Origin of the sequence: Streptococcus oralis (assembly GCF_003943825.1) — a bacterium.
In the GTDB taxonomy this organism is placed as follows: domain Bacteria; phylum Bacillota; class Bacilli; order Lactobacillales; family Streptococcaceae; genus Streptococcus; species Streptococcus oralis_CD.
In genome coordinates, this window is sequence record NZ_RJNJ01000001.1 from 243,532 (window position 1) to 266,058 (window position 22,527).

At 42.1% G+C, this 22,527-nt stretch carries 27 protein-coding genes; 17 read left to right on the forward strand and 10 right to left on the reverse strand.

Annotation, left to right across the window (positions count from 1 at the left end):
- Window position 1 precedes the first annotated feature (1 nt).
- Complete coding sequence (locus tag D8863_RS01110; RefSeq protein ID WP_000869634.1) at window positions 2-1,366, reverse strand: aspartate kinase; 1,365 nt, start codon at window positions 1,364-1,366, stop codon at window positions 2-4.
- 282 nt (window positions 1,367-1,648) lie between these two features.
- Between D8863_RS01110 and D8863_RS01115 the strand changes: the two genes are divergently transcribed.
- From D8863_RS01115 to D8863_RS01190, 16 genes are all read left to right on the forward strand, one after another.
- Window positions 1,649-2,434, forward strand: a complete 786-nt coding sequence (locus D8863_RS01115) for an enoyl-CoA hydratase (protein ID WP_001015588.1) — start codon at window positions 1,649-1,651, stop codon at window positions 2,432-2,434.
- Window positions 2,435-2,524: 90 nt separating this feature from the next.
- Window positions 2,525-2,959 (forward strand): fatty acid biosynthesis transcriptional regulator FabT, encoded by a 435-nt coding sequence (fabT, locus tag D8863_RS01120; RefSeq protein WP_000386338.1) that lies wholly within the window; start codon window positions 2,525-2,527, stop codon window positions 2,957-2,959.
- Window positions 2,959-3,933, forward strand: coding sequence for a beta-ketoacyl-ACP synthase III (locus tag D8863_RS01125; protein ID WP_125440832.1), 975 nt, complete (start codon window positions 2,959-2,961; stop codon window positions 3,931-3,933). The genes fabT and D8863_RS01125 overlap by 1 nt, the downstream gene beginning before the upstream one ends.
- A 57-nt stretch (window positions 3,934-3,990) precedes the next feature.
- Window positions 3,991-4,215 carry an acyl carrier protein gene (locus tag D8863_RS01130; RefSeq protein ID WP_000257840.1) on the forward strand — a complete coding sequence of 75 codons (225 nt, stop codon included), beginning with the start codon at window positions 3,991-3,993 and terminating at the stop codon, window positions 4,213-4,215.
- Window positions 4,216-4,332: 117 nt separating this feature from the next.
- Window positions 4,333-5,307 carry an enoyl-[acyl-carrier-protein] reductase FabK gene (gene fabK, locus D8863_RS01135; RefSeq protein WP_000857451.1) on the forward strand — a complete coding sequence of 325 codons (975 nt, stop codon included), beginning with the start codon at window positions 4,333-4,335 and terminating at the stop codon, window positions 5,305-5,307.
- On the forward strand, window positions 5,300-6,220 hold the full coding sequence (fabD, locus tag D8863_RS01140) for an ACP S-malonyltransferase (protein ID WP_125440833.1): 921 nt from the start codon (window positions 5,300-5,302) through the stop codon (window positions 6,218-6,220). The genes fabK and fabD overlap by 8 nt, the downstream gene beginning before the upstream one ends.
- A gap of 45 nt (window positions 6,221-6,265) precedes the next feature.
- The gene (fabG, locus tag D8863_RS01145; RefSeq protein ID WP_125440834.1) at window positions 6,266-6,997 is read left to right on the forward strand and encodes a 3-oxoacyl-[acyl-carrier-protein] reductase; all 732 of its coding nucleotides are present in this window, start codon (window positions 6,266-6,268) and stop codon (window positions 6,995-6,997) included.
- A 28-nt stretch (window positions 6,998-7,025) separates the two neighbouring features.
- Window positions 7,026-8,261: a beta-ketoacyl-ACP synthase II gene (gene fabF / locus D8863_RS01150; protein WP_000774052.1), complete on the forward strand. Its 1,236-nt coding sequence runs from the start codon at window positions 7,026-7,028 to the stop codon at window positions 8,259-8,261.
- 2 nt (window positions 8,262-8,263) lie between these two features.
- Complete coding sequence (gene accB / locus D8863_RS01155; protein ID WP_125440835.1) at window positions 8,264-8,752, forward strand: acetyl-CoA carboxylase biotin carboxyl carrier protein; 489 nt, start codon at window positions 8,264-8,266, stop codon at window positions 8,750-8,752.
- On the forward strand, window positions 8,749-9,171 hold the full coding sequence (gene fabZ, locus D8863_RS01160; RefSeq protein ID WP_000565515.1) for a 3-hydroxyacyl-ACP dehydratase FabZ: 423 nt from the start codon (window positions 8,749-8,751) through the stop codon (window positions 9,169-9,171). Before accB ends, fabZ begins: the two co-directional genes overlap by 4 nt.
- An 11-nt stretch (window positions 9,172-9,182) precedes the next feature.
- Window positions 9,183-10,550 carry an acetyl-CoA carboxylase biotin carboxylase subunit gene (gene accC, locus D8863_RS01165; protein ID WP_000488665.1) on the forward strand — a complete coding sequence of 456 codons (1,368 nt, stop codon included), beginning with the start codon at window positions 9,183-9,185 and terminating at the stop codon, window positions 10,548-10,550.
- Window positions 10,551-10,585: 35 nt separating this feature from the next.
- Complete coding sequence (accD, locus tag D8863_RS01170) at window positions 10,586-11,452, forward strand: acetyl-CoA carboxylase, carboxyltransferase subunit beta (RefSeq protein ID WP_001173379.1); 867 nt, start codon at window positions 10,586-10,588, stop codon at window positions 11,450-11,452.
- The gene (locus D8863_RS01175) at window positions 11,449-12,216 is read left to right on the forward strand and encodes an acetyl-CoA carboxylase carboxyl transferase subunit alpha (RefSeq protein ID WP_125440836.1); all 768 of its coding nucleotides are present in this window, start codon (window positions 11,449-11,451) and stop codon (window positions 12,214-12,216) included. Before accD ends, D8863_RS01175 begins: the two co-directional genes overlap by 4 nt.
- Window positions 12,217-12,343: 127 nt before the next feature.
- The gene (locus tag D8863_RS01180) at window positions 12,344-13,045 is read left to right on the forward strand and encodes a CPBP family intramembrane glutamic endopeptidase (RefSeq protein WP_125440837.1); all 702 of its coding nucleotides are present in this window, start codon (window positions 12,344-12,346) and stop codon (window positions 13,043-13,045) included.
- Between the two features lie 219 nt (window positions 13,046-13,264).
- Window positions 13,265-13,447 carry a hypothetical protein gene (locus D8863_RS01185; protein ID WP_125440838.1) on the forward strand — a complete coding sequence of 61 codons (183 nt, stop codon included), beginning with the start codon at window positions 13,265-13,267 and terminating at the stop codon, window positions 13,445-13,447.
- Window positions 13,448-13,473: 26 nt separating this feature from the next.
- Window positions 13,474-14,199, forward strand: a complete 726-nt coding sequence (locus D8863_RS01190) for a CPBP family intramembrane glutamic endopeptidase (protein WP_125440839.1) — start codon at window positions 13,474-13,476, stop codon at window positions 14,197-14,199.
- 49 nt (window positions 14,200-14,248) lie between these two features.
- Here D8863_RS01190 and nusB read toward each other — a convergent pair whose 3' ends face one another.
- The 9 genes from nusB to gatC all read right to left on the reverse strand — a co-directional run bounded on the left by nusB (window position 14,249) and on the right by gatC (window position 21,574).
- Entirely contained in the window at window positions 14,249-14,671 is a 423-nt protein-coding gene (gene nusB, locus D8863_RS01195) for a transcription antitermination factor NusB (RefSeq protein ID WP_000203659.1), read from the reverse strand.
- Window positions 14,664-15,053: an Asp23/Gls24 family envelope stress response protein gene (locus tag D8863_RS01200; RefSeq protein WP_000510584.1), complete on the reverse strand. Its 390-nt coding sequence runs from the start codon at window positions 15,051-15,053 to the stop codon at window positions 14,664-14,666. The genes nusB and D8863_RS01200 overlap by 8 nt, the downstream gene beginning before the upstream one ends.
- A 21-nt stretch (window positions 15,054-15,074) precedes the next feature.
- Window positions 15,075-15,635, reverse strand: a complete 561-nt coding sequence (efp, locus tag D8863_RS01205) for an elongation factor P (protein WP_000568640.1) — start codon at window positions 15,633-15,635, stop codon at window positions 15,075-15,077.
- Window positions 15,636-15,715: 80 nt separating this feature from the next.
- Complete coding sequence (locus D8863_RS01210; protein WP_125440840.1) at window positions 15,716-16,843, reverse strand: SPFH domain-containing protein; 1,128 nt, start codon at window positions 16,841-16,843, stop codon at window positions 15,716-15,718.
- A gap of 8 nt (window positions 16,844-16,851) precedes the next feature.
- Window positions 16,852-17,808, reverse strand: coding sequence for a zinc-ribbon domain-containing transport protein (locus tag D8863_RS01215; RefSeq protein WP_125440841.1), 957 nt, complete (start codon window positions 17,806-17,808; stop codon window positions 16,852-16,854).
- Between the two features lie 99 nt (window positions 17,809-17,907).
- Window positions 17,908-18,303: a hypothetical protein gene (locus D8863_RS01220; protein WP_001032000.1), complete on the reverse strand. Its 396-nt coding sequence runs from the start codon at window positions 18,301-18,303 to the stop codon at window positions 17,908-17,910.
- A 57-nt stretch (window positions 18,304-18,360) separates the two neighbouring features.
- Window positions 18,361-19,806 carry an Asp-tRNA(Asn)/Glu-tRNA(Gln) amidotransferase subunit GatB gene (gatB, locus tag D8863_RS01225; protein WP_001008649.1) on the reverse strand — a complete coding sequence of 482 codons (1,446 nt, stop codon included), beginning with the start codon at window positions 19,804-19,806 and terminating at the stop codon, window positions 18,361-18,363.
- Window positions 19,806-21,272, reverse strand: a complete 1,467-nt coding sequence (gatA, locus tag D8863_RS01230) for an Asp-tRNA(Asn)/Glu-tRNA(Gln) amidotransferase subunit GatA (protein WP_125440842.1) — start codon at window positions 21,270-21,272, stop codon at window positions 19,806-19,808. Before gatA ends, gatB begins: the two co-directional genes overlap by 1 nt.
- The gene (gene gatC / locus D8863_RS01235; protein ID WP_000705420.1) at window positions 21,272-21,574 is read right to left on the reverse strand and encodes an Asp-tRNA(Asn)/Glu-tRNA(Gln) amidotransferase subunit GatC; all 303 of its coding nucleotides are present in this window, start codon (window positions 21,572-21,574) and stop codon (window positions 21,272-21,274) included. Before gatC ends, gatA begins: the two co-directional genes overlap by 1 nt.
- A 165-nt stretch (window positions 21,575-21,739) precedes the next feature.
- Here gatC and D8863_RS01240 point away from each other — a divergent pair, with 165 nt between their 5' ends.
- Complete coding sequence (locus tag D8863_RS01240; protein WP_125440843.1) at window positions 21,740-22,432, forward strand: YwaF family protein; 693 nt, start codon at window positions 21,740-21,742, stop codon at window positions 22,430-22,432.
- The last annotated feature ends 95 nt before the right edge of the window (window positions 22,433-22,527 follow it).

Below are 22,527 nucleotides of genomic sequence, written 5' to 3' on the forward strand. Positions count from 1 at the left end.
ATTAGTCTTCCTTACTTTCACCGAAAAAGGCATGATAGAGAGCCTTGATAGCTGCTTTTTCTTGCTCTTTATTGACAACAAACATGATGGAAACTTCACTTGAACCTTGGGACATCATCTGGATGTTGATTTTATTCTCAGACAAAGCCCGTGTTGCAGTAGCAGTTACCCCGATATGGCTCTTCATCTTTTCTCCGACAATCATAATGATGGAAAGGTCATGTTCGATTTCAGCATGGTCCACTTCAGCTTTTTGAACGAGTTGACGTAGAATTTCTTCTTCTTTGATAGGAGTCAATTCGCGGGAGCGGAGGATGATTGAAAGATCGTCAATACCTGTAGGCATGTGTTCCCAACCGATGTTGAGGTCCTCAAGGATTTGAAGAACCTTGCGACCAAACCCGACTTCACGGTTCATGAGGTATTTTGACATGTTGATGCTGACGAATCCTGAGTCACCCGCAATCCCTACTACTGGGAATTTATCACTACTGTGTTCTAAAACAATGCGTGTTCCTGGGTGGTCAGGGTTGTTGGTATTCTTGATGACAAGAGGAATTTTTCCTCGGTAGGCAGGAAGAAGGGCTTCGTCATGAAGGACTGAGAATCCAGCGTAAGCCAACTCACGCATTTCACGGTAGGTTAATTCAGGAATGGAGTGTGGTTGGTGGATAATACCAGGATGGGCAGCAAAGATACCATCTACGTCTGTAAAGTTCTCATAGAGATCAGCCTTAACACCTGCTGCAATGATAGAACCTGTAATATCTGAACCTCCACGTGAAAAAGTACAGATTTGATTTTCCTTAGTCACACCAAAGAAACCAGGGATGACAAGGACTTCGTTGCTATCAGCCAAGCCTTCAATCTTGTCATAACTAGATGGAATGATGCGTGCGTTTCCTGGTTCACTTGTGACAACAATCCCAGCTTCTCTTGGGTGAACATAGCGTGCATCGATGCCGTTTTGGTTAAAGTAGGCTGCAATCAATTTGGCATTGTTATTTTCTCCAGCCGCTAGGAAGGTATCATAGAGAAATTCATTGTCCTCTATAGGAAGAGTTGCCAAGGCCCGAATACTTTTAGAGATTTTTTCTAAAACAGCAGGTTTTAACCCTAGTTCACTAACCATAGCGGCATAACGGTCAATGATCCAGCTTTGGCTAGCACTGATGTCATTTCCAGCCACATAGTCACGATAGTATTTGATCAAGGCATCGGTCACCTTGGTATCTTCAGCATTGCGTTTGCCGGGTGCAGAAACGACTACAAAACGGCGTTCTTTATCACTTTTAACGATGTTTAAAACTTTTTCTAACTGACCAGCAGAGGCAAGCGAGCTTCCGCCAAATTTTACAACCTTCATAAGGACTCCTCAAGTAAGTATTTTATACGATTATAGCAGAAAGAGGGGTATTTTTCAATGAAGAAAATAACTTCCTATTATAATAGAAGAAAACACTAACTTATTCTGAAAAGCAATAACAGTTTAAAAGTAAGTGTGTAAAATTTCTCTCACATTCATAATGAATGGGAAAATAATCAGCTGAGACACTTTCCTTTAGTTTTTCCTTGCCTCTTTATCCAAAAAAAGGTATACTTTGATGATAAAACAATTTTATTGCCTTATAAAAGAAAAGGAGAAGCTATGAATCATATCTTATATCAGATCGTAGATGATCTGGCTATCATTACGTTGAATCGTCCCGAAGTGGCAAATGGTTTCCATATCCCAATGTGTGAGGAAATTTTAGAAGCTTTGACTCTAGCAGAGCAGGATCAAGCTGTGCAGTTCATCTTGATTAATGCGAATGGGAAGGTCTTTTCAGTTGGAGGAGACTTGGTTGAGATGAAACGCGCAGTAGATGAAGATGATATCCCATCTTTGAATAAGATTGCAGAATTAGTCAATACAATTTCTTTTAAAATCAAGCAAATTCCTAAACCTGTTTTGATGGAGGTAGATGGAGCGGTTGCTGGTGCTGCAGCAAATATGGCAGTAGCAGTTGATTTTTGCTTGGCGACTGATAAGGCAAAATTCATTCAAGCCTTTGTCGGAGTTGGCTTGGCCCCAGACGCTGGTGGGATTCATCTCTTGAGTCGTAGCATCGGGGTAACACGGGCTGCACAACTTGCTATGACAGGTGAAGCCTTAACTGCTGAAAAAGCGCTAGAATGGGGCGTGGTATACCGTGTTTGTGAAGTTGACAAATTAGAAAAAACAAGAGAACAAGTTCTGAAAAAATTAAGAAGAGGTTCAGCAAACTCATACGCAGCGATTAAAAAGTTAGTTTGGGAAAGTCAATTCAAGGATTGGCAGAATTATGCTGAATTAGAATTGAAACTACAAGAATCGTTATCTTTAACTGAAGATTTTAAAGAAGGGGTTCGAGCACATTCTGAAAGAAGAAGACCGAAATTTACAGGAATGTAAAAAAATACTTGCACAATTTTTTGAAGTTTGTTATACTTCTTTTATCAAATGTTTTGATTGTAAAAGCTTTTTGAGGAGGAGGGAAACGATTTGGACTACCAACAAGTAAATGATTATCTAACATCTATTTTTAATAACGTCCTTGTGATTGAGGAGGTTAGCTTACGAGGTAGTCGATTCAAAGACATCTCCATCAAAGAAATGCACACGATCGATGTGATTGGGAAGTTTCCAGAGGCAACGCCAAGTAAGGTTTCAAAAGAACTGATGGTAACTCTTGGGACAGTGACGACGAGTTTGAATAACCTGGAGAGAAAAGGTTATATTGAGCGTATTCGTTCTGACCAAGACCGTCGAGTGGTCTATCTGCATTTGACAAAGCAAGGTCGTTTGGTTCACCGTCTTCATAAACGATTCCACAAGGCTATGGTCGAAAAAATCATCGATGGCATGAGCCCTGAGGAAAAAGAAGTCATGGGCAGAGGCTTAACGAACCTTTATCAATTTTTGGAGGATTTGAAATAATGGCTTTTGCAAAAATAAGCCAGGTTGCTCATTATGTTCCAGAGCAAGTGGTCACTAATCATGACTTAGCCCAAATCATGGACACAAGCGATGAGTGGATTTCAAGTCGGACAGGAATTAAACAGAGACATATCTCAAAAACAGAGTCTACAAGTGATTTGGCGACAGAAGTAGCTAAGAGCTTGTTGGCTAAAGGGAGCTTAACAGCGGATCAGATTGATTTTATTATTGTAGCGACGATTACCCCAGACTCGATGATGCCTTCCACAGCAGCTCGAGTTCAGGCAAATATAGGAGCGCATAGAGCTTTCGCCTTTGATCTGACAGCAGCTTGCAGTGGCTTTGTATTCGCTCTCTCAACTGCAGAAAAGTTTTTAAGTTCTGGACAGTTAAAAAAAGGGATTGTTATCGGGGCTGAAACCTTATCCAAGGCAGTTGATTGGTCAGATCGTTCGACAGCTGTTCTCTTTGGGGATGGTGCTGGTGGGGTTCTCTTGGAAGCGAGCGAAACACGTCACTTCCTTGTGGAAAGTCTCTATACAGATGGCTCTCGGAGCGAGTGTTTGACCTATGGTCAAACGGCTTTGGCTTCTCCTTTCTCGGATCAAGAAGCAGTTCCTGCTTTTTTGAAAATGGATGGACGAGCAGTTTTTGATTTTGCAAATCGTGATGTTGCTAGATCGATAAAAGAAACCATTGAAAATGGTCCAATCGCAGCATCGGAATTGGATTATCTCTTGCTTCATCAGGCAAATATCCGCATTTTGGATAAGATGGCTAAGAAGATCGGCGTAGACCGAGACAAGCTTCCTGCCAATATGATGGAGTATGGAAATACCAGTGCAGCAAGTATCCCGATTTTGCTCTCAGAGTGTGTGGAGAATGGCAAGATTCGTTTAGATGGTAGCCAGACGATTCTCCTATCAGGCTTCGGTGGAGGTTTGACATGGGGCACACTCATTCTTACAATCTAGGTAATCATGTGGTAAACACATAGTTATAAATTTTTTATATTTTAAAGGAGTCCTATCATGGCAGTATTTGAAAAAGTACAAGAAATTATCGTTGAAGAACTTGGGAAAGACGCATCAGAAGTAACACTTGAATCTACTTTTGATGATTTGGATGCAGATTCATTGGACTTGTTCCAAGTAATCTCTGAAATCGAAGATGCTTTTGATATCCAAATCGAAGCAGAAGATAATTTGAAAACAGTTGGTGACTTGGTTGCCTACGTTGAAGAGCAAACAAAATAATTAACATATTACTAGAAGGAGTTGGGGAAACCCACTCCCTCTTGTTTAGGTAATAGTTTGAAACTCAAATGATAAACTCGTCGAACTATTACGTAAGCAAGGAATGATGGAGGCACTATGAAAACACGTATTACAGAATTATTGAACATTGATTATCCTATTTTTCAAGGAGGAATGGCCTGGGTTGCAGACGGTGACTTGGCTGGTGCAGTATCAAAAGCTGGTGGTCTAGGAATCATCGGTGGTGGGAATGCACCTAAAGAGGTCGTAAAGGCTAATATCGATAAAATCAAATCACTTACGGATAAACCTTTTGGTGTCAACATCATGCTCTTGTCACCTTTTGTAGAAGACATCGTTGATCTCGTGATTGAAGAAGGAGTCAAGGTGGTTACAACTGGTGCAGGAAATCCAAGTAAATACATGACTCGTTTCCATGATGCAGGAATTACAGTTATTCCTGTTGTTCCAAGTGTTGCTTTGGCAAAACGCATGGAAAAAATTGGTGCAGATGCAGTTATTGCAGAGGGAATGGAAGCCGGTGGACATATTGGTAAATTAACAACCATGACCTTGGTTCGCCAAGTTGCTGCAGCTGTTTCAATTCCGGTTATCGCAGCTGGAGGAATTGCGGACGGTGAAGGTGTCGCTGCAGGCTTTATGCTTGGTGCAGAGGCTGTTCAAGTTGGTACGCGTTTCGTAGTAGCTAAGGAATCTAACGCCCATCCAAAATACAAGGAAAAAATCTTAAAGGCGCGTGATATCGATACGACTATTTCAGCTCAACATTTTGGACATGCTGTTCGCGCCATTAAAAATCAGTTGACTCGTGACTTTGAACAGGCTGAAAAGGATGCCTTTAAACAAGAAGATCCAGATTTAGAAATCTTTGAACAAATGGGAGCTGGTGCTCTTGCTAAAGCCGTTGTTCATGGAGATGTAGAAGGTGGATCCGTCATGGCAGGTCAGATTGCTGGTTTGGTTTCTAAAGAGGAAACTGTCGAAGAAATCCTAAAAGATCTATACTATGGTGCAGCCAAAAAAATTCAAGAAGAAGCCTCTCGTTGGGCAGGAGTTGTAAGAAATGACTAAAGCAGCTTTTCTATTTGCCGGTCAAGGTGCTCAGTATCTAGGGATGGGGAGAGATCTCTATGATCGCTACCCTATCGTCAAGGAAACCATTGACCAAGCCAGTCAGGTTTTGGGTTATGACCTACGTGACTTGATTGATAAGGAAGAAACCAAGCTAAACCAGACTCGATATACGCAGCCAGCTATTTTAGCGACTTCGGTTGCTATTTACCGACTATTGAAAGAAAAGGGTTACCAGCCAGATATGGTAGCAGGATTGTCTCTTGGGGAATATTCTGCTCTTGTAGCAAGTGGTGCCTTGGACTTTGAGGATGCAGTTGCCTTGGTTGCTAAACGTGGTGCTTATATGGAAGAAGCTGCACCTGCAGGCTCTGGGAAGATGGTTGCCGTTCTTAATACTCCGGTTGAAGTGATTGAGGAAGCTTGTGAAACAGCCTCTAAAATTGGAGTAGTGACTCCAGCCAACTACAACACCCCAAGCCAAATCGTTATCGGTGGTGAGGTGGCTGCAGTTGACCGCGCAGTTGAACTCTTGCAGGAAGCAGGAGCAAAACGATTGATTCCTTTAAATGTATCGGGTCCTTTCCATACAGCCCTACTTGAGCCAGCCAGTCAGCAACTAGCTGGAGCTCTTGAGGGAGTAAGTTTCGCTGATTTCACTTGCCCACTAGTTGGCAATACGGAAGCTGCTGTTATGGAAAAAGGTCGAATCCAAGAGCTTTTGACGCGTCAGGTGAAAGAACCTGTTCGTTTTTATGAAAGTATTGCTGTGATGCAGGATGCTGGGGTAACCAACTTTATTGAAATTGGTCCTGGTAAGATCCTATCAGGCTTTGTCAAAAAAATCGATAAAACAGCTCAGCTAGCTAACGTTGAAGACCAAGCAAGCTTGGATGCTTTGTTAGGAAACTAATGATCCCTTCTCCCACAAAATACAACAGGAAATAGGAGAAATAGAATGCAACTTACAAACAAAAATGTCTTTGTAACAGGTTCAAGTCGTGGTATCGGACTTGCCATTGCTCACAAATTTGCCCAACTAGGCGCTAATGTAGTCTTGAATAGTCGAGGAGCAATCTCAGAAGAATTGCTGGCTGAGTTTTCAAACTATGGTGTCAAAGTAGTACCGATTTCAGGTGATGTTTCAGACTTTGCAGATGCCAAGCGTATGATAGATCAAGCGATTGCAGAACTCGGTTCTGTCGATGTCTTGGTCAACAATGCTGGGATCACTCAAGATACGCTTATGCTCAAGATGACCGAAGAAGACTTTGAAAAAGTGCTTAAGATCAACTTGACAGGTGCTTTCAACATGACGCAAGCAGTCTTGAAACAGATGATCAAGGCACGTGAAGGTGCGATTATCAACATGTCTAGTGTAGTTGGTTTGATGGGAAATATCGGACAAGCCAACTATGCAGCTTCTAAAGCAGGTTTGATTGGTTTTACCAAGTCAGTTGCACGTGAAGTTGCCAATCGCAACGTACGCGTAAATGCTCTTGCACCAGGAATGATCGAATCAGATATGACGGCTGTTTTATCTGATAAGGTCAAAGAAGCGACATTGGCTCAAATCCCAATGAAACATTTTGGTCAAGCAGAACATATCGCAGATGCTACAGTGTTCCTGGCTGGACAAGATTATTTGACTGGACAAGTTCTCGCTGTTGATGGCGGACTTAGCATGTAAAAAATAAGGAAAGATATAGGTAAGACAGATGAAACTAAATCGAGTTGTAGTAACAGGTTACGGATTGACCTCTCCTATCGGAAATACTCCAGAAGAATTTTGGAACAGTTTGCAAACTGGGAAGATTGGAATTGGAGAAATCACTAAGTTTGACCACAGCGAATTTGCTGTGCACAATGCGGCAGAAGTTCAAGATTTCCCATTTGATAAATACTTTGTCAAAAAAGATACCAACCGTTTTGACAACTATTCTTTGTATGCCTTGTATGCGGCTCAAGAAGCGGTGACAAATGCAAATCTTGATGTAGAAGCAATCGATAAAGATCGCTTTGGTGTTATCGTAGCTTCTGGTATTGGGGGAATTAAAGAAATCGAAGATCAGGTTATCCGTCTTCATGAAAAAGGTCCAAAACGCGTTAAACCAATGACCCTTCCAAAAGCCTTGCCAAATATGGCTTCAGGAAATGTTGCCATGCGTTTCGGAGCAAATGGTATCTGTAAATCCATCAATACAGCTTGTGCTTCATCAAACGATGCCATTGGGGATGCCTTCCGTTCCATCAAGTTTGGTTTCCAAGATGTCATGTTAGTTGGTGGATCAGAATCATCTATCACTCCTTTTGCTATCGCTGGTTTCCAAGCATTGACTGCCCTATCAACTACAGAGGATCCAACTCGTGCTTCTATCCCATTTGACAAAGATCGTAATGGTTTTGTGATGGGAGAAGGTTCAGGTATGTTGGTTCTTGAAAGTCTTGAACATGCTGAAAAACGTGGCGCAACTATCTTGGCTGAAGTAGTTGGTTACGGTAATACCTGTGATGCTTACCATATGACTTCACCTCATCCAGAAGGTCAAGGTGCGATTAAGGCTATGAAGTTGGCTTTGGAAGAAGCAGAAATTTCTCCAGAGCAAGTAGCTTACGTCAATGCCCATGGAACTTCAACTCCTGCAAATGAAAAAGGAGAAAGTGGTGCGATTGTAGCTGTTCTTGGTAAAGAAGTACCTGTATCTTCAACCAAGTCCTTTACAGGACACTTGCTTGGTGCTGCAGGAGCAGTAGAAGCCATTGCTACCATCGAAGCCATGCGTCATAACTATGTACCAATGACAGCTGGAACAAGCGAGTTGTCAGACTATATCGAAGCGAATGTCGTTTATGGACAAGGCTTGGAGCAAGAAATCCCTTATGCTATTTCAAACACTTTTGGTTTTGGCGGACACAACGCGGTTCTTGCTTTCAAACGTTGGGAGAATAAATAATTATGAATTTAAATGAAATCAAGGACTTGATGGCTCAATTTGACCAATCAAGTTTGAGAGAATTTTCTTATAAAAATGGAACGGACGAATTGCAGTTTAGTAAGAATGAAGCAAGAATGGCTTCTGAAGCACCAGCCCAAGTTGCTCCAGTGCCAACTGCAGTAGCTGCAAGTCCAGTAGTTTCTGCCCCTTCAACTCCAGTAGAGAGTTCTGTGGAAGAAGCTCCAGCACCAGCTGAAACGACGGTTACTCCAGAGGGTGATGTCGTTGAGAGCCCACTTGTAGGGGTGGCTTACTTGGCCGCTGGACCAGATAAACCTGCCTTTGTCACAGTCGGAGACAGTGTTAAAAAAGGTCAAACTTTGGTGATCATCGAAGCCATGAAAGTCATGAATGAGATTCCAGCGCCTAAGGATGGTGTGGTGACAGAAATTCTCGTTTCAAATGAAGAAATGGTTGAGTTCGGTAAAGGATTGGTACGTATCAAATGATCGATATTCAAGGAATTAAAGAAGCTCTACCCCATCGCTACCCCATGCTCCTAGTGGATCGTGTCTTGGAAGTGAGCGAGGATACCATTGTTGCCATTAAAAATGTGACCATCAACGAACCTTTCTTCAATGGTCATTTTCCACAATACCCAGTCATGCCAGGTGTTCTTATCATGGAAGCCTTGGCTCAGACTGCTGGTGTCTTGGAATTGTCCAAACCTGAAAATAAAGGGAAACTGGTCTTCTATGCTGGCATGGACAAGGTTAAGTTCAAGAAGCAAGTTGTACCAGGTGACCAATTAGTCATGACGGCTACTTTTGTTAAACGTCGTGGTACAATTGCTGTGGTTGAAGCAAAGGCTGAAGTAGATGGTAAGCTTGCAGCGAGTGGTACTCTTACCTTTGCAATTGGAAACTAAGGAGGTTCTCCATGTTTCGTAAAATTTTGATTGCCAACCGTGGTGAGATTGCGGTTCGCATTATTCGAGCTGCGCGTGAATTGGGCATTGCGACCGTAGCAGTCTATTCAACTGCTGATAAGGAAGCTCTTCACACACTTCTAGCGGATGAAGCTATCTGTATCGGACCTGGTAAGGCGACAGAGTCTTATCTCAATATCAATGCTATTTTATCTGCTGCAGTCTTGACAGAAGCAGAAGCCATCCACCCAGGTTTTGGTTTTCTTAGCGAAAATTCCAAGTTTGCCACGATGTGTGATGAAGTGGGGATTAAGTTTATCGGCCCTTCTGGGGCTGTAATGGATACCATGGGAGATAAGATCAATGCGCGTGAGCAAATGATCAAGGCTGGAGTTCCAGTTATCCCAGGATCTGATGGTGAAGTTCACACGGCTGAAGAGGCGCTTGCAGTTGCAGAAAAAATTGGCTATCCAGTCATGCTTAAGGCATCGGCAGGTGGTGGTGGAAAAGGGATTCGTAAGGTTGAAAAGGCAGAAGACTTGGTCGCAGCCTTTGAAACAGCATCCAGCGAAGCCAAGGCCAACTTTGGAAATGGCGCTATGTATCTTGAGCGTGTGATTTATCCAGCTCGTCATATCGAAGTTCAGATTCTTGCGGACCAAGAGGGTCATGTTGTCCATCTTGGTGAACGGGACTGTTCACTCCAACGGAATAACCAAAAGGTTTTAGAAGAAAGCCCGTCCATTGCGATTGGCAAAACTCTTCGTAATGAAATTGGTGCTGCCGCCGTTCGTGCAGCAGAGTCTGTTGGCTATGAAAATGCAGGTACGATTGAATTTCTTCTCGATGAAGCGAGTGGCAATTTCTACTTCATGGAAATGAATACTCGTGTGCAAGTGGAACACCCAGTCACAGAGTTTGTTTCAGGTGTCGATATCGTGAAGGAACAGATTCGCATTGCTGCCGGGCAACCTTTACCTTTCAAACAAGAAGATATCGTCCTACGAGGTCATGCTATCGAGTGCCGGATCAATGCAGAAAATCCAGCATTTAACTTTGCTCCAAGCCCAGGGAAAATTACCAATCTCTATCTACCAAGTGGTGGAGTTGGCTTGCGCGTGGATTCAGCAGTTTATCCAGGTTATACCATTCCCCCTTACTATGATAGTATGATTGCCAAAATCATTGTTCATGGGGAGAATCGCTTTGATGCTCTTATGAAGATGCAACGGGCACTTTATGAACTTGATATTGAAGGAGTGCAAACCAATGCAGACTTCCAGTTGGATCTGATTTCAGACCGCCGAGTTATCGCTGGTGACTACGATACTTCCTTCTTGATGGAAACTTTCTTGCCAAAATACCAAGAAAAAGAATAGACTTTCAAACAGTATGAGAACTAAAAGGGGGAGTTATGGCTCTATTTAGTAAAAAGGATAAGTATATTCGGATCAATCCTAACCGTTCCGTAAGGCAGAAACCACAAGCCAAGCCTGAGGTTCCGGATGAACTCTTTTCCCAGTGTCCTGGTTGTAAACACACCATTTACCAAAAGGATCTTGGGAGCGAACGAATTTGTCCCCATTGTAGCTATACTTTCCGTATTTCAGCTCAGGAACGCTTGGATTTGACGATTGATTCTGGTAGCTTTGTGGAGATGTTTACAGGTATTGAAACTCAAGATCCATTAAACTTTCCTGGCTACCAGAAAAAACTGGCTACTATGCGTGAAAAGACAGGTTTGGATGAAGCCGTACTAACTGGTACAGCTAGCATCAAGGGACAAAAAGTTGCCCTTGGGATCATGGATTCAAACTTTATCATGGCTTCTATGGGAACCGTTGTGGGTGAAAAAATCACGCGCTTGTTTGAGTATGCAACGGTAGAAAACTTGCCAGTCGTTCTCTTCACAGCTTCTGGTGGAGCCCGTATGCAAGAAGGAATCATGAGCCTGATGCAGATGGCTAAAATTTCTGCGGCAGTTCAACGTCATTCCAAGGCAGGACTTTTTTACCTCACTATTTTAACCGATCCGACAACAGGTGGAGTGACCGCTTCTTTTGCTATGGAAGGTGATATTATCCTAGCGGAACCCCAAAGTTTAGTTGGTTTTGCTGGGCGTCGTGTTATCGAAAATACAGTTCGTGAGACCTTGCCGGATGACTTCCAAAAGGCAGAATTTTTGCTTGAACATGGATTTGTTGATGCAATTGTCAAACGGAGAGAATTGCCTGAAACAATTGCTAAATTAGTGAGATTGCATGGAGGAAGTCGCGGATGAATATTGCAAAAATAGTCAGAGAGGCACGCGAGCAGAGTCGTTTGACCGCACTTGATTTTGCCAATGGAATCTTTGACGAGTTTATCGAATTGCATGGAGATCGCTCTTTTCGTGATGATGGTGCGGTCATCGGTGGAATTGGTTGGTTAGGTGACCAAGCAGTAACTGTCGTTGGTATCCAAAAGGGAAAAAGTCTTCATGATAACCTCAAACGAAATTTTGGGCAACCACATCCAGAAGGCTATCGTAAGGCCTTGCGCCTGATGAAACAGGCAGAAAAGTTTGGCCGTCCAGTTGTGACCTTTATCAATACGGCGGGTGCTTACCCAGGTGTGGGAGCCGAGGAACGTGGACAAGGGGAAGCAATTGCCCGAAATCTGATGGAAATGAGTGACCTCAAGGTTCCAATCATCGCGATTATTATCGGTGAAGGTGGATCTGGTGGGGCCCTAGCTCTAGCCGTAGCTAACCGTGTCTGGATGTTAGAAAACTCAATCTACGCAGTACTTAGCCCGGAAGGATTTGCCTCTATCCTTTGGAAGGATGGAAGTCGTGCTATGGAAGCGGCGGAGTTGATGAAAATCACTTCACACGAACTTCTAGAAATGGGAATCGTAGACAAGGTAATCTCAGAGGCAGGGTTGTCAAGTAAAGAACTACTAGGTTGCGTTAAAAATGAATTGTGTGCAGAACTAGATAGGTTGCAAGAACTACCACTCGACCAACTTATCGAAGAACGTTACCAACGCTTTAGAAAATACTAAGAAAATTTAAAAGCTAGAACTATGTGTTCTAGCTATTTTGATACTAGCGCATGGATAAATAAGAAAAACAATCAATGGTCTATCCTCTATAGAGCCCTAATAGAGAGTTTCCATTAGGAGAGAAAGAATGAAAAAGACAATACATTTAGGAATCTGTATGATTTTAATGTTCCTGTACATTTATTTAACGCCATTAGGAGCCATAACTCTAGCTAGGATCTTTGGTTTAGGAATGGACAGCTATATAATCTTCCTAGTTGGAGAAGTGTTACTTATTTTCTTTTTATTCGTTTTGTGGTTGAAAAAGAAGAAGATGCTCTTTATCTTCGAGAAAAAGGGTTGGCGCTGGTCTTATCTCGCTTTCTTAGTGGCTTGCTTTCTTATCTATTCTTTTCTAAATGAATTTCGAATGCAGAATATTCGATTGATTGATCATAGTTTTATTTTCCAAGACCTTCTTTCAGATCTTTACTTAAACGGGAGAGAAACGACTCTATCAAGTCTTGTATTCTTAATCTTTAACATTTCGATTGTACCTGTTGTTGAGGAGACAATCTATAGAGGTTATTTTATGAATACCTTCTTTCCGAAGTCGGAGTTTTATTTGGATGTGATCTTGTCTTCTTTCATCTTTGGGCTCAGTCACTTGGTTCTATCTCATCGTGACCCCATCAGTCTCATCATTTATAGTATTCTTGGTCTTCTATTTGCAGTCGCTTATCGAGTTACAGGCAATCTTCGTTTTACCATTGTTTGTCATAGTTTCTATAATGTTATTCCCTATGCTCCATCGATCTTATTTTATATTTATTATTTAATTTTTAGATAGTAGGAAGTAAAGAAAAAGTGTTTGATATTTGTCGAACACTTTTTCTAATTTGATGGGAAGATAGAGAAATCTCTTTTATCAATTTCTTATTTCTCAATTAGTAAAGCTACCGTTTAGGATGAAAATTTGACAGTTGAGGAGATAGGCTATAAAATAGACAAAAAAGATGTATACTGTAGATGTAAGCTTACAAAAATTTATTTTAGGAAGCTACTTGATATGACAGGTACAGAAACATTTACAGTTCTTTCATCTGAGGACTTAGAACAAGTTTCAGGTGGTGGCATGATTTGGTTGGTTGATGATTATTATTGGAGTTGGCCTTATGCTTACAGCATTGCAACTGATTCGAGTACAATACGTAATAGAATGACTGGTTATGGTAACGGAATTATACCTTAATAGTCTAATAATTTAAAGGGGTAAGTATGAAAAAACTAGGGCATTTGGGAGTCTATACATCACTGGTATTTCTATCGATTTACCTACCAGAGTTAGGGATTATGCATCTAACTAAGTTTTTAGGATGGGGGATAGATGGCTATTCTATCTTTTTAACAGTTGAAGTAATAGCTCTTTTGCTATTATTTATCTACTGGCTCAAAAAGAAAGAGATGCTCTATATTTTTGAGAAAAAGGGTTCAAAGAAGTCAAGATTCTTTTACCTTGTAGTTGGTCTAGTGGCTACTTATTTTGAACGACAATTGGTGGATGCTTTTCAGTTACAGTTTCATCACCTAATTGATAACAAGTATATCTTTCAAGACCTTCTTTCGATTCTATACTCCAATGGGCAACCAACTTTTCTATCAACTGTTCTCAGTTTTAGTTTAACAGTAGTCTTCGCACCTATATTAGAGGAACTGATTCATAGAGGGTACTTTATGAATACCTTCTTTCCCCAGTCCAAGTACTATCTGGATGTTATCCTTTCTGCTCTTATATTTGGACTTAGTCATTTGATCCTAACTCACCGAGATCCTATCAGTTTGATTATTTATAGTTTAGGCGGTCTCTTCTATGCCCTTGTCTACCGTTGGACAAGGAACTTAAAAATTACCATCCTGTGCCATAGTTTTTTCAACTTTCTTATTTATGCAAAACCCATCTGGATTTTTGTTTATAATTATGTCTATTACCACTTTTTTAGATAGTGGTAGGCAAAGAAAAAAGTGTTTGATATCTGTCAAACACTTTTTCTATTTACTGTTCTTCTGTTACAAACTGGCTGAGCAGTCCGTTGATAAAACGGGCAGATTTTTGATCTGAGAAGTCCTTTGCAAGCTCGATAGCTTCATTAACAGCAACCAGCTGTGGAGTGTCAAATGAAGTGATTTCAAAGACTCCCAAGCGAAGGAGGTTTCTCTCCACGAGCGTTAAACGCTCGATGGTCCAACCTGCTTTTAAATGCTGTGTGATTTGCTTGTCTAGTTCTTCCTTTTTAGCCTGAACACCAGAAACTAGCTCTGTCAAAAAGGCTGGAAGTTGCACATCCGTATCTTCACGATCATGAGTATAGGCGAAACGACAAGCAGTTTCGACATCCGTACCGAATTCAAGGCTCATGAGAGCTTGAAAAGCGCATTTACGGAGTTGGCGTCTAGATTCTAATAGTGGACTAGTCATTGAGGAAGTCCTCGTCAAATAGATCTTTCAATTCTGGTTTTGGTGTTTTATCTGGAACGATACCTGCAACGTGAATATTGATGGCAGCGAGTTCTACATCAGCCATATTGCGGACGGCATCTTTAACAGCTTTCTGGATAGCAACCGCTACCTTAGGAACTTTTACTCCGTACTCAAGGTAGAGATAGATATCTGCTGTGAGCTCTTCGTCCACGTTTTTAAGATAAACACCACGGCCAAGAGAAAGTTTTGAAAGGGTGTCAGATACTGATTTGTTTGAAAAAGAGTGAACACCCTCTACTTTTGCAGTAGCAATAGCAATGATTTTTTCAAGTACACGTGGGGCGATAACGATTTCGCCAAGTTGTTCTTCAATTCCCATAGAATGACCTCTTTCTAGAGATTAGGCACGAGAAACGTAAGTTCCTTCTGCAGTGTTGATAACGAGTTTTTGTCCTGCTTCGATGAAGTCTGGAACGTTTACGACAAGTCCAGTTTCCATCGTTGCTGGTTTACCAGAACCTGTAACAGTAGCACCTTTGATAGATGGTTGAGTTTCTGCAACTGTCAATTCGACAGTAGTAGGAACGGTAACACCAATCACTTCAGTTCCGTAGAATTGGATCTTCACATCAGAGTTTTCAAGGATGTAAAGCAATTCGTTTTCAACGTTGACTACAGGAATTTCGTATTGATCGTAAGTTTCTGTATTCATGAAGTAGGCTGTGTCATCCATTTTGTACAAGTATTGAGCTGGGACAGTCTCGATGATAGCTTGTTCAAATTTTTCCTCTGGACGGTAGCTTGTGTCAAATGTAGAACCAGTACGGACATCACGTAATTTCATACGCATGATTGTGTTTCCTTTACCTGGTTTGTGGTGGCTAGCTTCCAAAACGCGGATCAATTTTCCGTCAGCTGTTTCAAAGGTCATACCAGCCTTTAATTTACTTGCTTCAATCATGTTTTTACCTCTTTAATAAATAATTTACTCTTTATTGTACCATAAAAGACAACATTACTCAAATGTCAAAAGGAGCTTAATTAGTTGACTGGTACGATGTTTCCATCTTCGTCTTTAGTAACGAGGACGTATTTTCCATCGACTTCGATGTAAAAATTTTTGCTGGCAGTTTGTCCAGTATTTTGAGCCGGTGCTTGATTTTGGACTTGTTGGCTTAATTGACCACCCAGAGTTTGACCAAGATTCATGCCCATAAACATGTTCATCCCATTGCCATTTCCTTCGTTTGCAGCTGCAGCAATAAGCGCTTCGTTTCGAGCACGGCGTTCTTCGATTTCAATCGTGTTGTACTTCATTGCCACGAGCTCACTATCAAGCTTGCGAACGATATCAAGACTTTCTTGGTCGTAACTGAGGTCTTCAAGCAAGATGTTAGTTGCTTCAATCCCGTAGAGACCTGTCCAAACCTTGTTGACCTCTTGTTTAGCGAGTTCGTTAAAGGTGTCTTGGTTGGCATTGAGACTATAGATATCAACCTTGTTTTCGTTGGTATATTTGGCAATGGCAATCGCGATTTTTGGTGCGATATTTTGACGGAGCGTTCCTTGAGCTACATCTTGGAGAGTAAATGGCTGTCCGTCAGTAATTTGACGGCTAACAGAACTCACGTAGAAGAGGACGGGGTCTGCTATTTTTACATCAAACAAGCCATAGAAACGGATGTTAAGCAGTTGTTGGTAACGTTCGCTGAAGTATTCGACCGCATTTTGTGTGCCGAACTTATTGCCTGCAATGGGTTGCATGCGGATAAAGATAATTTCCTGTTGGGTGATGACTTGTCCACCGAAAGAGAAACGGTTTTTAAAGTTTTCCCAAGTGCCTTTTAAACCACCTTTTTCAAGGAGCCAGGCATTATCACCAGCTTGCCATTCGTGGCTACCAGCTTCAAGGACCTCACCAATGAAGGTACCGTTGTTTACCAAAACAGCGGTATAACCTTGGGGAACGATAACCACACTGCCATCTGACAAGAGGCCTGTGTTTTGATTGCTGTGACGAGAACGTCCATCTGGGTCTTTTGTGAGCAATTGCCCCTTGACGGCCAAGGCGTCGCCAGAGACATTATCTGGAAGGACAATGGCTTCCTTGAATTTACTATCATTAAAACTATTTAAGCCTGCTGATAAGGCTGCACGTATAAATCCCATAATTCCTCCTAATTATAAAGCTCGTCTTCATCCACAACATCATAGGTATCCAGTACCCATTGGTTTGGACTGCGAGAGAGATTGGCACCACAGTAGTCGCACTCGCTAACTGCAGAGATTTTCAATGGGGCGCCACAGTTTGGACAGTGGTCGCTCACAACTTCGTCTGGATTGACTGCTTGCGTTTGGCTACCGTGTTGACGGATAAAGTTCAATTGATACACGGTGAAGAGATCTTTTTTAGGGTCTCCTTCAAGGACACGGCGAGTCTCATCGTCAATGACATAGTCCCGCAAGGTAGATGACAGGATCACCACTAAGGTATCGTTTCCGTCAGGATTTTCAATGAATTCCTTGATGCGAACATTTTCGATACAAACTTTCTCTAAAACATTGGTTGTTTTAGCTCGAATATGGTCTTCGAGTTGGGTACTATGTTGAGAGTAGAGACTGGTACTTTCCAAAGCGCGGACAGAGTTCCAATTTTTTTCAGTCCAGGCAACCTGCAATTTAAGGTAGACTTCCTTAACCCAAGATGTGAAGGCTTCCGCGTCAAAGTTTGGATCTCCGTATTTCAAACGACTAATGGCCAGTGTGTTGTGTTCAATTCGTCGGTGGAGCGTTTGATAATCATTACTAGTGTAGGTTGAATTCGAATCTCCAGACTTATTCTGCAAGGATTTGACGATAACAACTAGTATGATTCCTCCGACTAATATGAACATAAATCCTAAATAGGGAGAGCTAGCAGAACTGTCAGAGGATGATCCATATCCAGAGCGGTAGTAGTGGTAGGATGAGCCACCAGAACGACTTCCACCTCCACTTGAGCGGCTGCTACTTCTGGAGCTACTGCGGCTGCTCCCTCCACTTCTGGAATGTCCGACACCCGCATCAACGATTTGAGGCACGGATAGAAAAACAAGTAATAAACAGGTCATTAAAAGAGCATAAAACTTTTTCATGTGTCTCCTAACTATATGATTGAAAAGGTAGAATTCTGAATTCGAATGATTATTAAACTATTTAATAACCTTTAAAAATAATCTAATATATACTAGGCGTTATTTACTAGCATTTAGCTTCTTTATGGAATGGCGTTCGATGAGCCATCCCACAATCCATCCTATTGCTAGCAAGTAATTTTCAAAAGCACCGATAGCATTTACAGGAGAGTGATACTCCATATAATTGAGTAAGTGATTTGTTCCTATTCCAATTCCGCCAATAATGAGAGCAAGAAGTGCGATTCGTAGATAGAACCAATCGTATTTAATATTGACAGCGAGAATAATAATCAATACAGCTAAATTCCATATTCCAATTTCTCGTTGCCAACCAGCAGATATTCCGTACCCGGAGTGGCTTCCCATGTATGATGGAAAGAAAATTTGTAGTATAGAAGCGCCTAACATAGCGATGATGACTAAGACAAATAGCAATCGTAAAAATTTGTTCATTCATTCCCCTTGTCTCATTCTCGTTTAAAAAGTAGAAAAAAGTGTTTAAAGAGTAAATTACTCACTTTCTTTCAACTTCGCCAATTCCTGGGCAAGTAGTTTAAGAGCAACTTGTGGGTTGGCTTGGCCTTTGGTTGCCTTCATAAGGAATCCTGTGAAGGCCTTGTCTGCGTTGCGTTTGCCTGACTTGAAGTCGGCAACGGCAGCTTCGTTATCCGCAAAGACTTGGTGGATGATTGGAATCAGAACATCTGGATCTGAGATTTGCACCAAGCCTGCTTTTTCCACGTATTCACGCGCGCCACCGCCATTTTTAGCCAGGTGGACAAAGACTTTCTTGGCAATCTTAGAAGAAATCGTACCATCTTCGATGATGGCAATCATTTCTACTAAGTTTTCTGGAGTCAATTCGATTTGTTCCAGTGTTTTGCCTTCAGCATTCAAGAACTGAGCGACTTCACCTTGAAGCCAGTTAGAGACTTGTTTGGCATCGCCACCGAGGGCAACAGCTTTTTCAAAGAAGTCAGAAGTGACTTTGTTCGCAGTCAACTGGCTGGCATCGTAGTCTGACAAGCCAAGGTCAGATACGTAGCGCGCACGGCGTTCTTTTGGAAACTCTGGCAGTTCAGTACGCATTTCCTCAATCCACTCGTCTGAAATTTCAAAGAGTGGGAGGTCTGGTTCTGGGAAGTAGCGGTAGTCTGCAGCACCTTCTTTGACACGCATGAGGATGGTTGCTTTGTTGGCTTCATCGTAACGGCGTGTTTCTTGGCGAATTTGACCACCTGAGCGAAGGATTTCAGCTTGGCGTTGAACTTCGTATTCAAGACCTTTACGAACGTTTGAGAAGGAGTTGAGGTTTTTCAACTCAGTCTTGGTACCGAATTTTTCTTGACCATAAGGGCGAAGCGAAATGTTGGCATCCACACGCATAGAACCTTCTTCCATCTTAACATCAGAAATACCAGCGTACTGGATGACTTCCTTGAGGGCTGTCAGGTAAGCGTAGGCTTCTTCTGGTGAACGCATATCGGCTTCAGATACGATTTCAATCAAGGGCACCCCTTGACGGTTGAGGTCAACATAAGAGTAGCCATCTGTACCGTGGGTGTTTTTACCAGCGTCTTCTTCTAGGTGAGCACGTTCGATACCGATTTTCTTGGTCGTACCGTCTTCTAGCTCCACTTCAATCCAACCATTATAACCGATAGGTTCATCAAACTGAGAAATTTGGTAGGCTTTTGGATTATCAGGATAGAAGTAGTTCTTGCGGTCAAAGTGCATCTTTTTATGAATGTCCATGTTAAGAGCAAGAGCTGCCTTGATACCAGCATCGACAACACCTTTATTGAGAACCGGCAGTACTCCTGGGAAAGACCAGTCAATCACGTTGGTATTGGCATTTTGGTCATTTCCAAAGTGGGCAGAAGTAGGTGAGAAGATTTTTGAATTGGTGTTGAGCTCTACGTGGACTTCAAGTCCAATGACTGTTTCAAAGTTCATTAGTTATCACCTCCAAAAATCACGGGTTGTTGTTTGTGGTAGTCCGTTGTTGCTTCAAAGGCAGCAGCAGCTTGGTAAATGGTCTCCTCAGAGTATTTAGGACCGATCAATTGGAGACCGACTGGTAGACCTTGAGCAAATCCAGCAGGAATCGAAATCCCTGGAAGACCTCCCAAGTTGACTGGGATGGTCAAAAGGTCAGCCAAGTACATGGCAACGGGATCGTGGTTGAGTGAGTCCAAATCATAGGCAACGCTTGGTGCAGTTGGTCCTAGGATTAAATCGTAATCCGCAAAGACTTTTTCGAAATCTTGGATGATGAGGGTACGAACTTGTCCAGCTTTCTTATAGTAGGCATCATAGTAACCTGATGAAAGGCTAAATGTTCCAAGCATGATACGGCGTTTCACTTCTTCACCGAAACCTTGGCTACGGCTGTTTACATAGATTTCATCAAGGTTGCTTGCATCTTCTGCGCGGTAGCCATAACGGATACCGTCAAAGCGTTGCAAGTTTGATGAGGCTTCTGATGAAGCGATGATGTAGTAAACGGCAACACCGTATTTAGAGTGAGGAAGGCTGACTTCTTCGACGATGGCACCAAGTTTTTCAAAGTGTTTAGCGGCATTCAGAATGGTTTCCTTAACCTCTGGGTCAATCCCTTCACCAAGGTATTCCTTAGGCAAAGCAATTTTCATTCCCTTGATGTCTTGACCAATTTTTGAAGTAAAGTCGGCAATGCGGACAGGGGCAGAAGTAGAGTCTTTGGCATCTTCGCTGGCAATCGCATTGAGCAAGAGGGCATTTTCCTTAACGGTTGGTGCAAAAGGTCCAATCTGGTCTAATGAGCTACCGAAGGCAATGAGACCGAAACGAGAAACCGTTCCGTAGGTTGGTTTGAGACCAACAATCCCGTTGAAGGCAGCAGGTTGGCGGATGGAACCACCCGTATCAGAACCAAGTGACAAGCGGACTTGCCCTGAAGCTACAGAAGCAGCAGAACCACTTGATGATCCACCAGGAACTTTGCTGTGGTCCCAAGCATTTTTAGTCGCTCCGTAGTGGGAAGTTTCACCTGAACCACCCATGGCAAACTCGTCCATGTTGGTTTTTCCGATAACAATCATACCCTTAGCTTTGGCATTGGCAACGGCTGTCGCATCAAAGATTGGCTCGTAGTTGTAGAGCATTTTTGAGGCAGCAGTTGTGAGGATACCGTCGGTAGAGATATTATCCTTAACAGCCAGTGGAATTCCTGAAAGGACATTATCCGCGTCAATTCCAGCTTCATCAATGGCTTTAGCTTGAGCAAGGGCTTGTTCTTCAGCGATAGTGACAAAAGCATTGATAGCTGCCTCGCGGGACTTGATATCTTCAAGCGTGGCTTGTGTCAATTCAGTAGCTGAAATCTCCTTAGATACAAGGAGGTTGTGCAAGTCTTCAATCGTTTTGTTATTAAAAGTCATTAGGCATCTCCTCCATCATCTAGGATAGCTGGTACCTTGATATAGTAGTTTTCTTTTTCAGGTACGTTTTTAAACAAGCGGTCACGGTCTGTTCCTTCTTCGGCCACATCAGGGCGGAGTACGGTCTTGCGGTCAGCCATGGTCGTAGTAGGTGCGACACCAGTTGTGTCGACTTCGCCCAGCAATTCAACCATGTCAACAATTTTAGACAAGGTTGTCGCAAAGGCAGCAGTTTCTTCTTCAGAGAATCTTAATTTTGAAAGATTGGCAACGTGTGTTACCTCTTCTTGCGTAATTTTCATCTTGCATCCTTTCGTGAAATGATGATTTTTAGTCTGTTCTATTTTACCATATTTTCCTATAAATAAGGGAGCCAAACTGAAAAGAAATAGAAATTGAAAAATCGCTTTTAATTCGCTATAATGGTTAAACTAGAGAATAGAAAAAATAAGAGTTAGGATAGAAATATGTTCCATCAATTTATCACCAGATCTCAAACGGTTCCTCCTCCCATTTCCCTCTTTTGGTATGGGATCATGATGCTTACTTTAGTGCTTTGTATTTATGGAGCACTTGTTTATCACAAAAATCCGAAATTTGTCCGCTTGTTTAAGGGGATTCAGATTCTCCAGTTACTTGCCCTATATAGTTGGTATGTTGGTTTTGGGATTCCATTTTCTAATAGCCTTCCATTTTACCATTGCCGTTTAGCCATGTTTGCGGTAGTTTTCTTGCCAGATAAATGGCGGAGCAAGCAATATTTTGCCCTCTTAGGAGCAAGTGGAGCGGTCTTTGCTTTGGTTTACCCGGTTTTTGACCCCTATGATTTCCCCCATATCACCAGTTTTTCATTTTTGATTGGGCACTATGCCCTTCTAGTGAATTCCTTGGTTTATTTGATGAATCACTATGACAAGACCTTGCTTAAGAAGTATATGATTGTAGCCTATACCTTTATTCTCAATCTCTTTCTAGTTGGGGTTAATCAGGTGACGGGTGGAAATTATGGTTTGTTAAACAAGACACCTTTTATTCCAGATGCGCCCTTGTGGTTAAAATACCTTCTTGTGTCCGTCATACTTTCGCTGGCTCTGGTTCTCTTTGATATCTTGTTCAAAAAACGGTGGAAAAAGAGAAATCAGGTGCAATCTGTGCTCTAGCTTGTCTTTTCATCGGATGAGCAATTGAAAAACTCCCCAAAATTCGCTATAATGGAGAGTTGAAAGGAATGGTAAAATCCAATGTAAACATCATT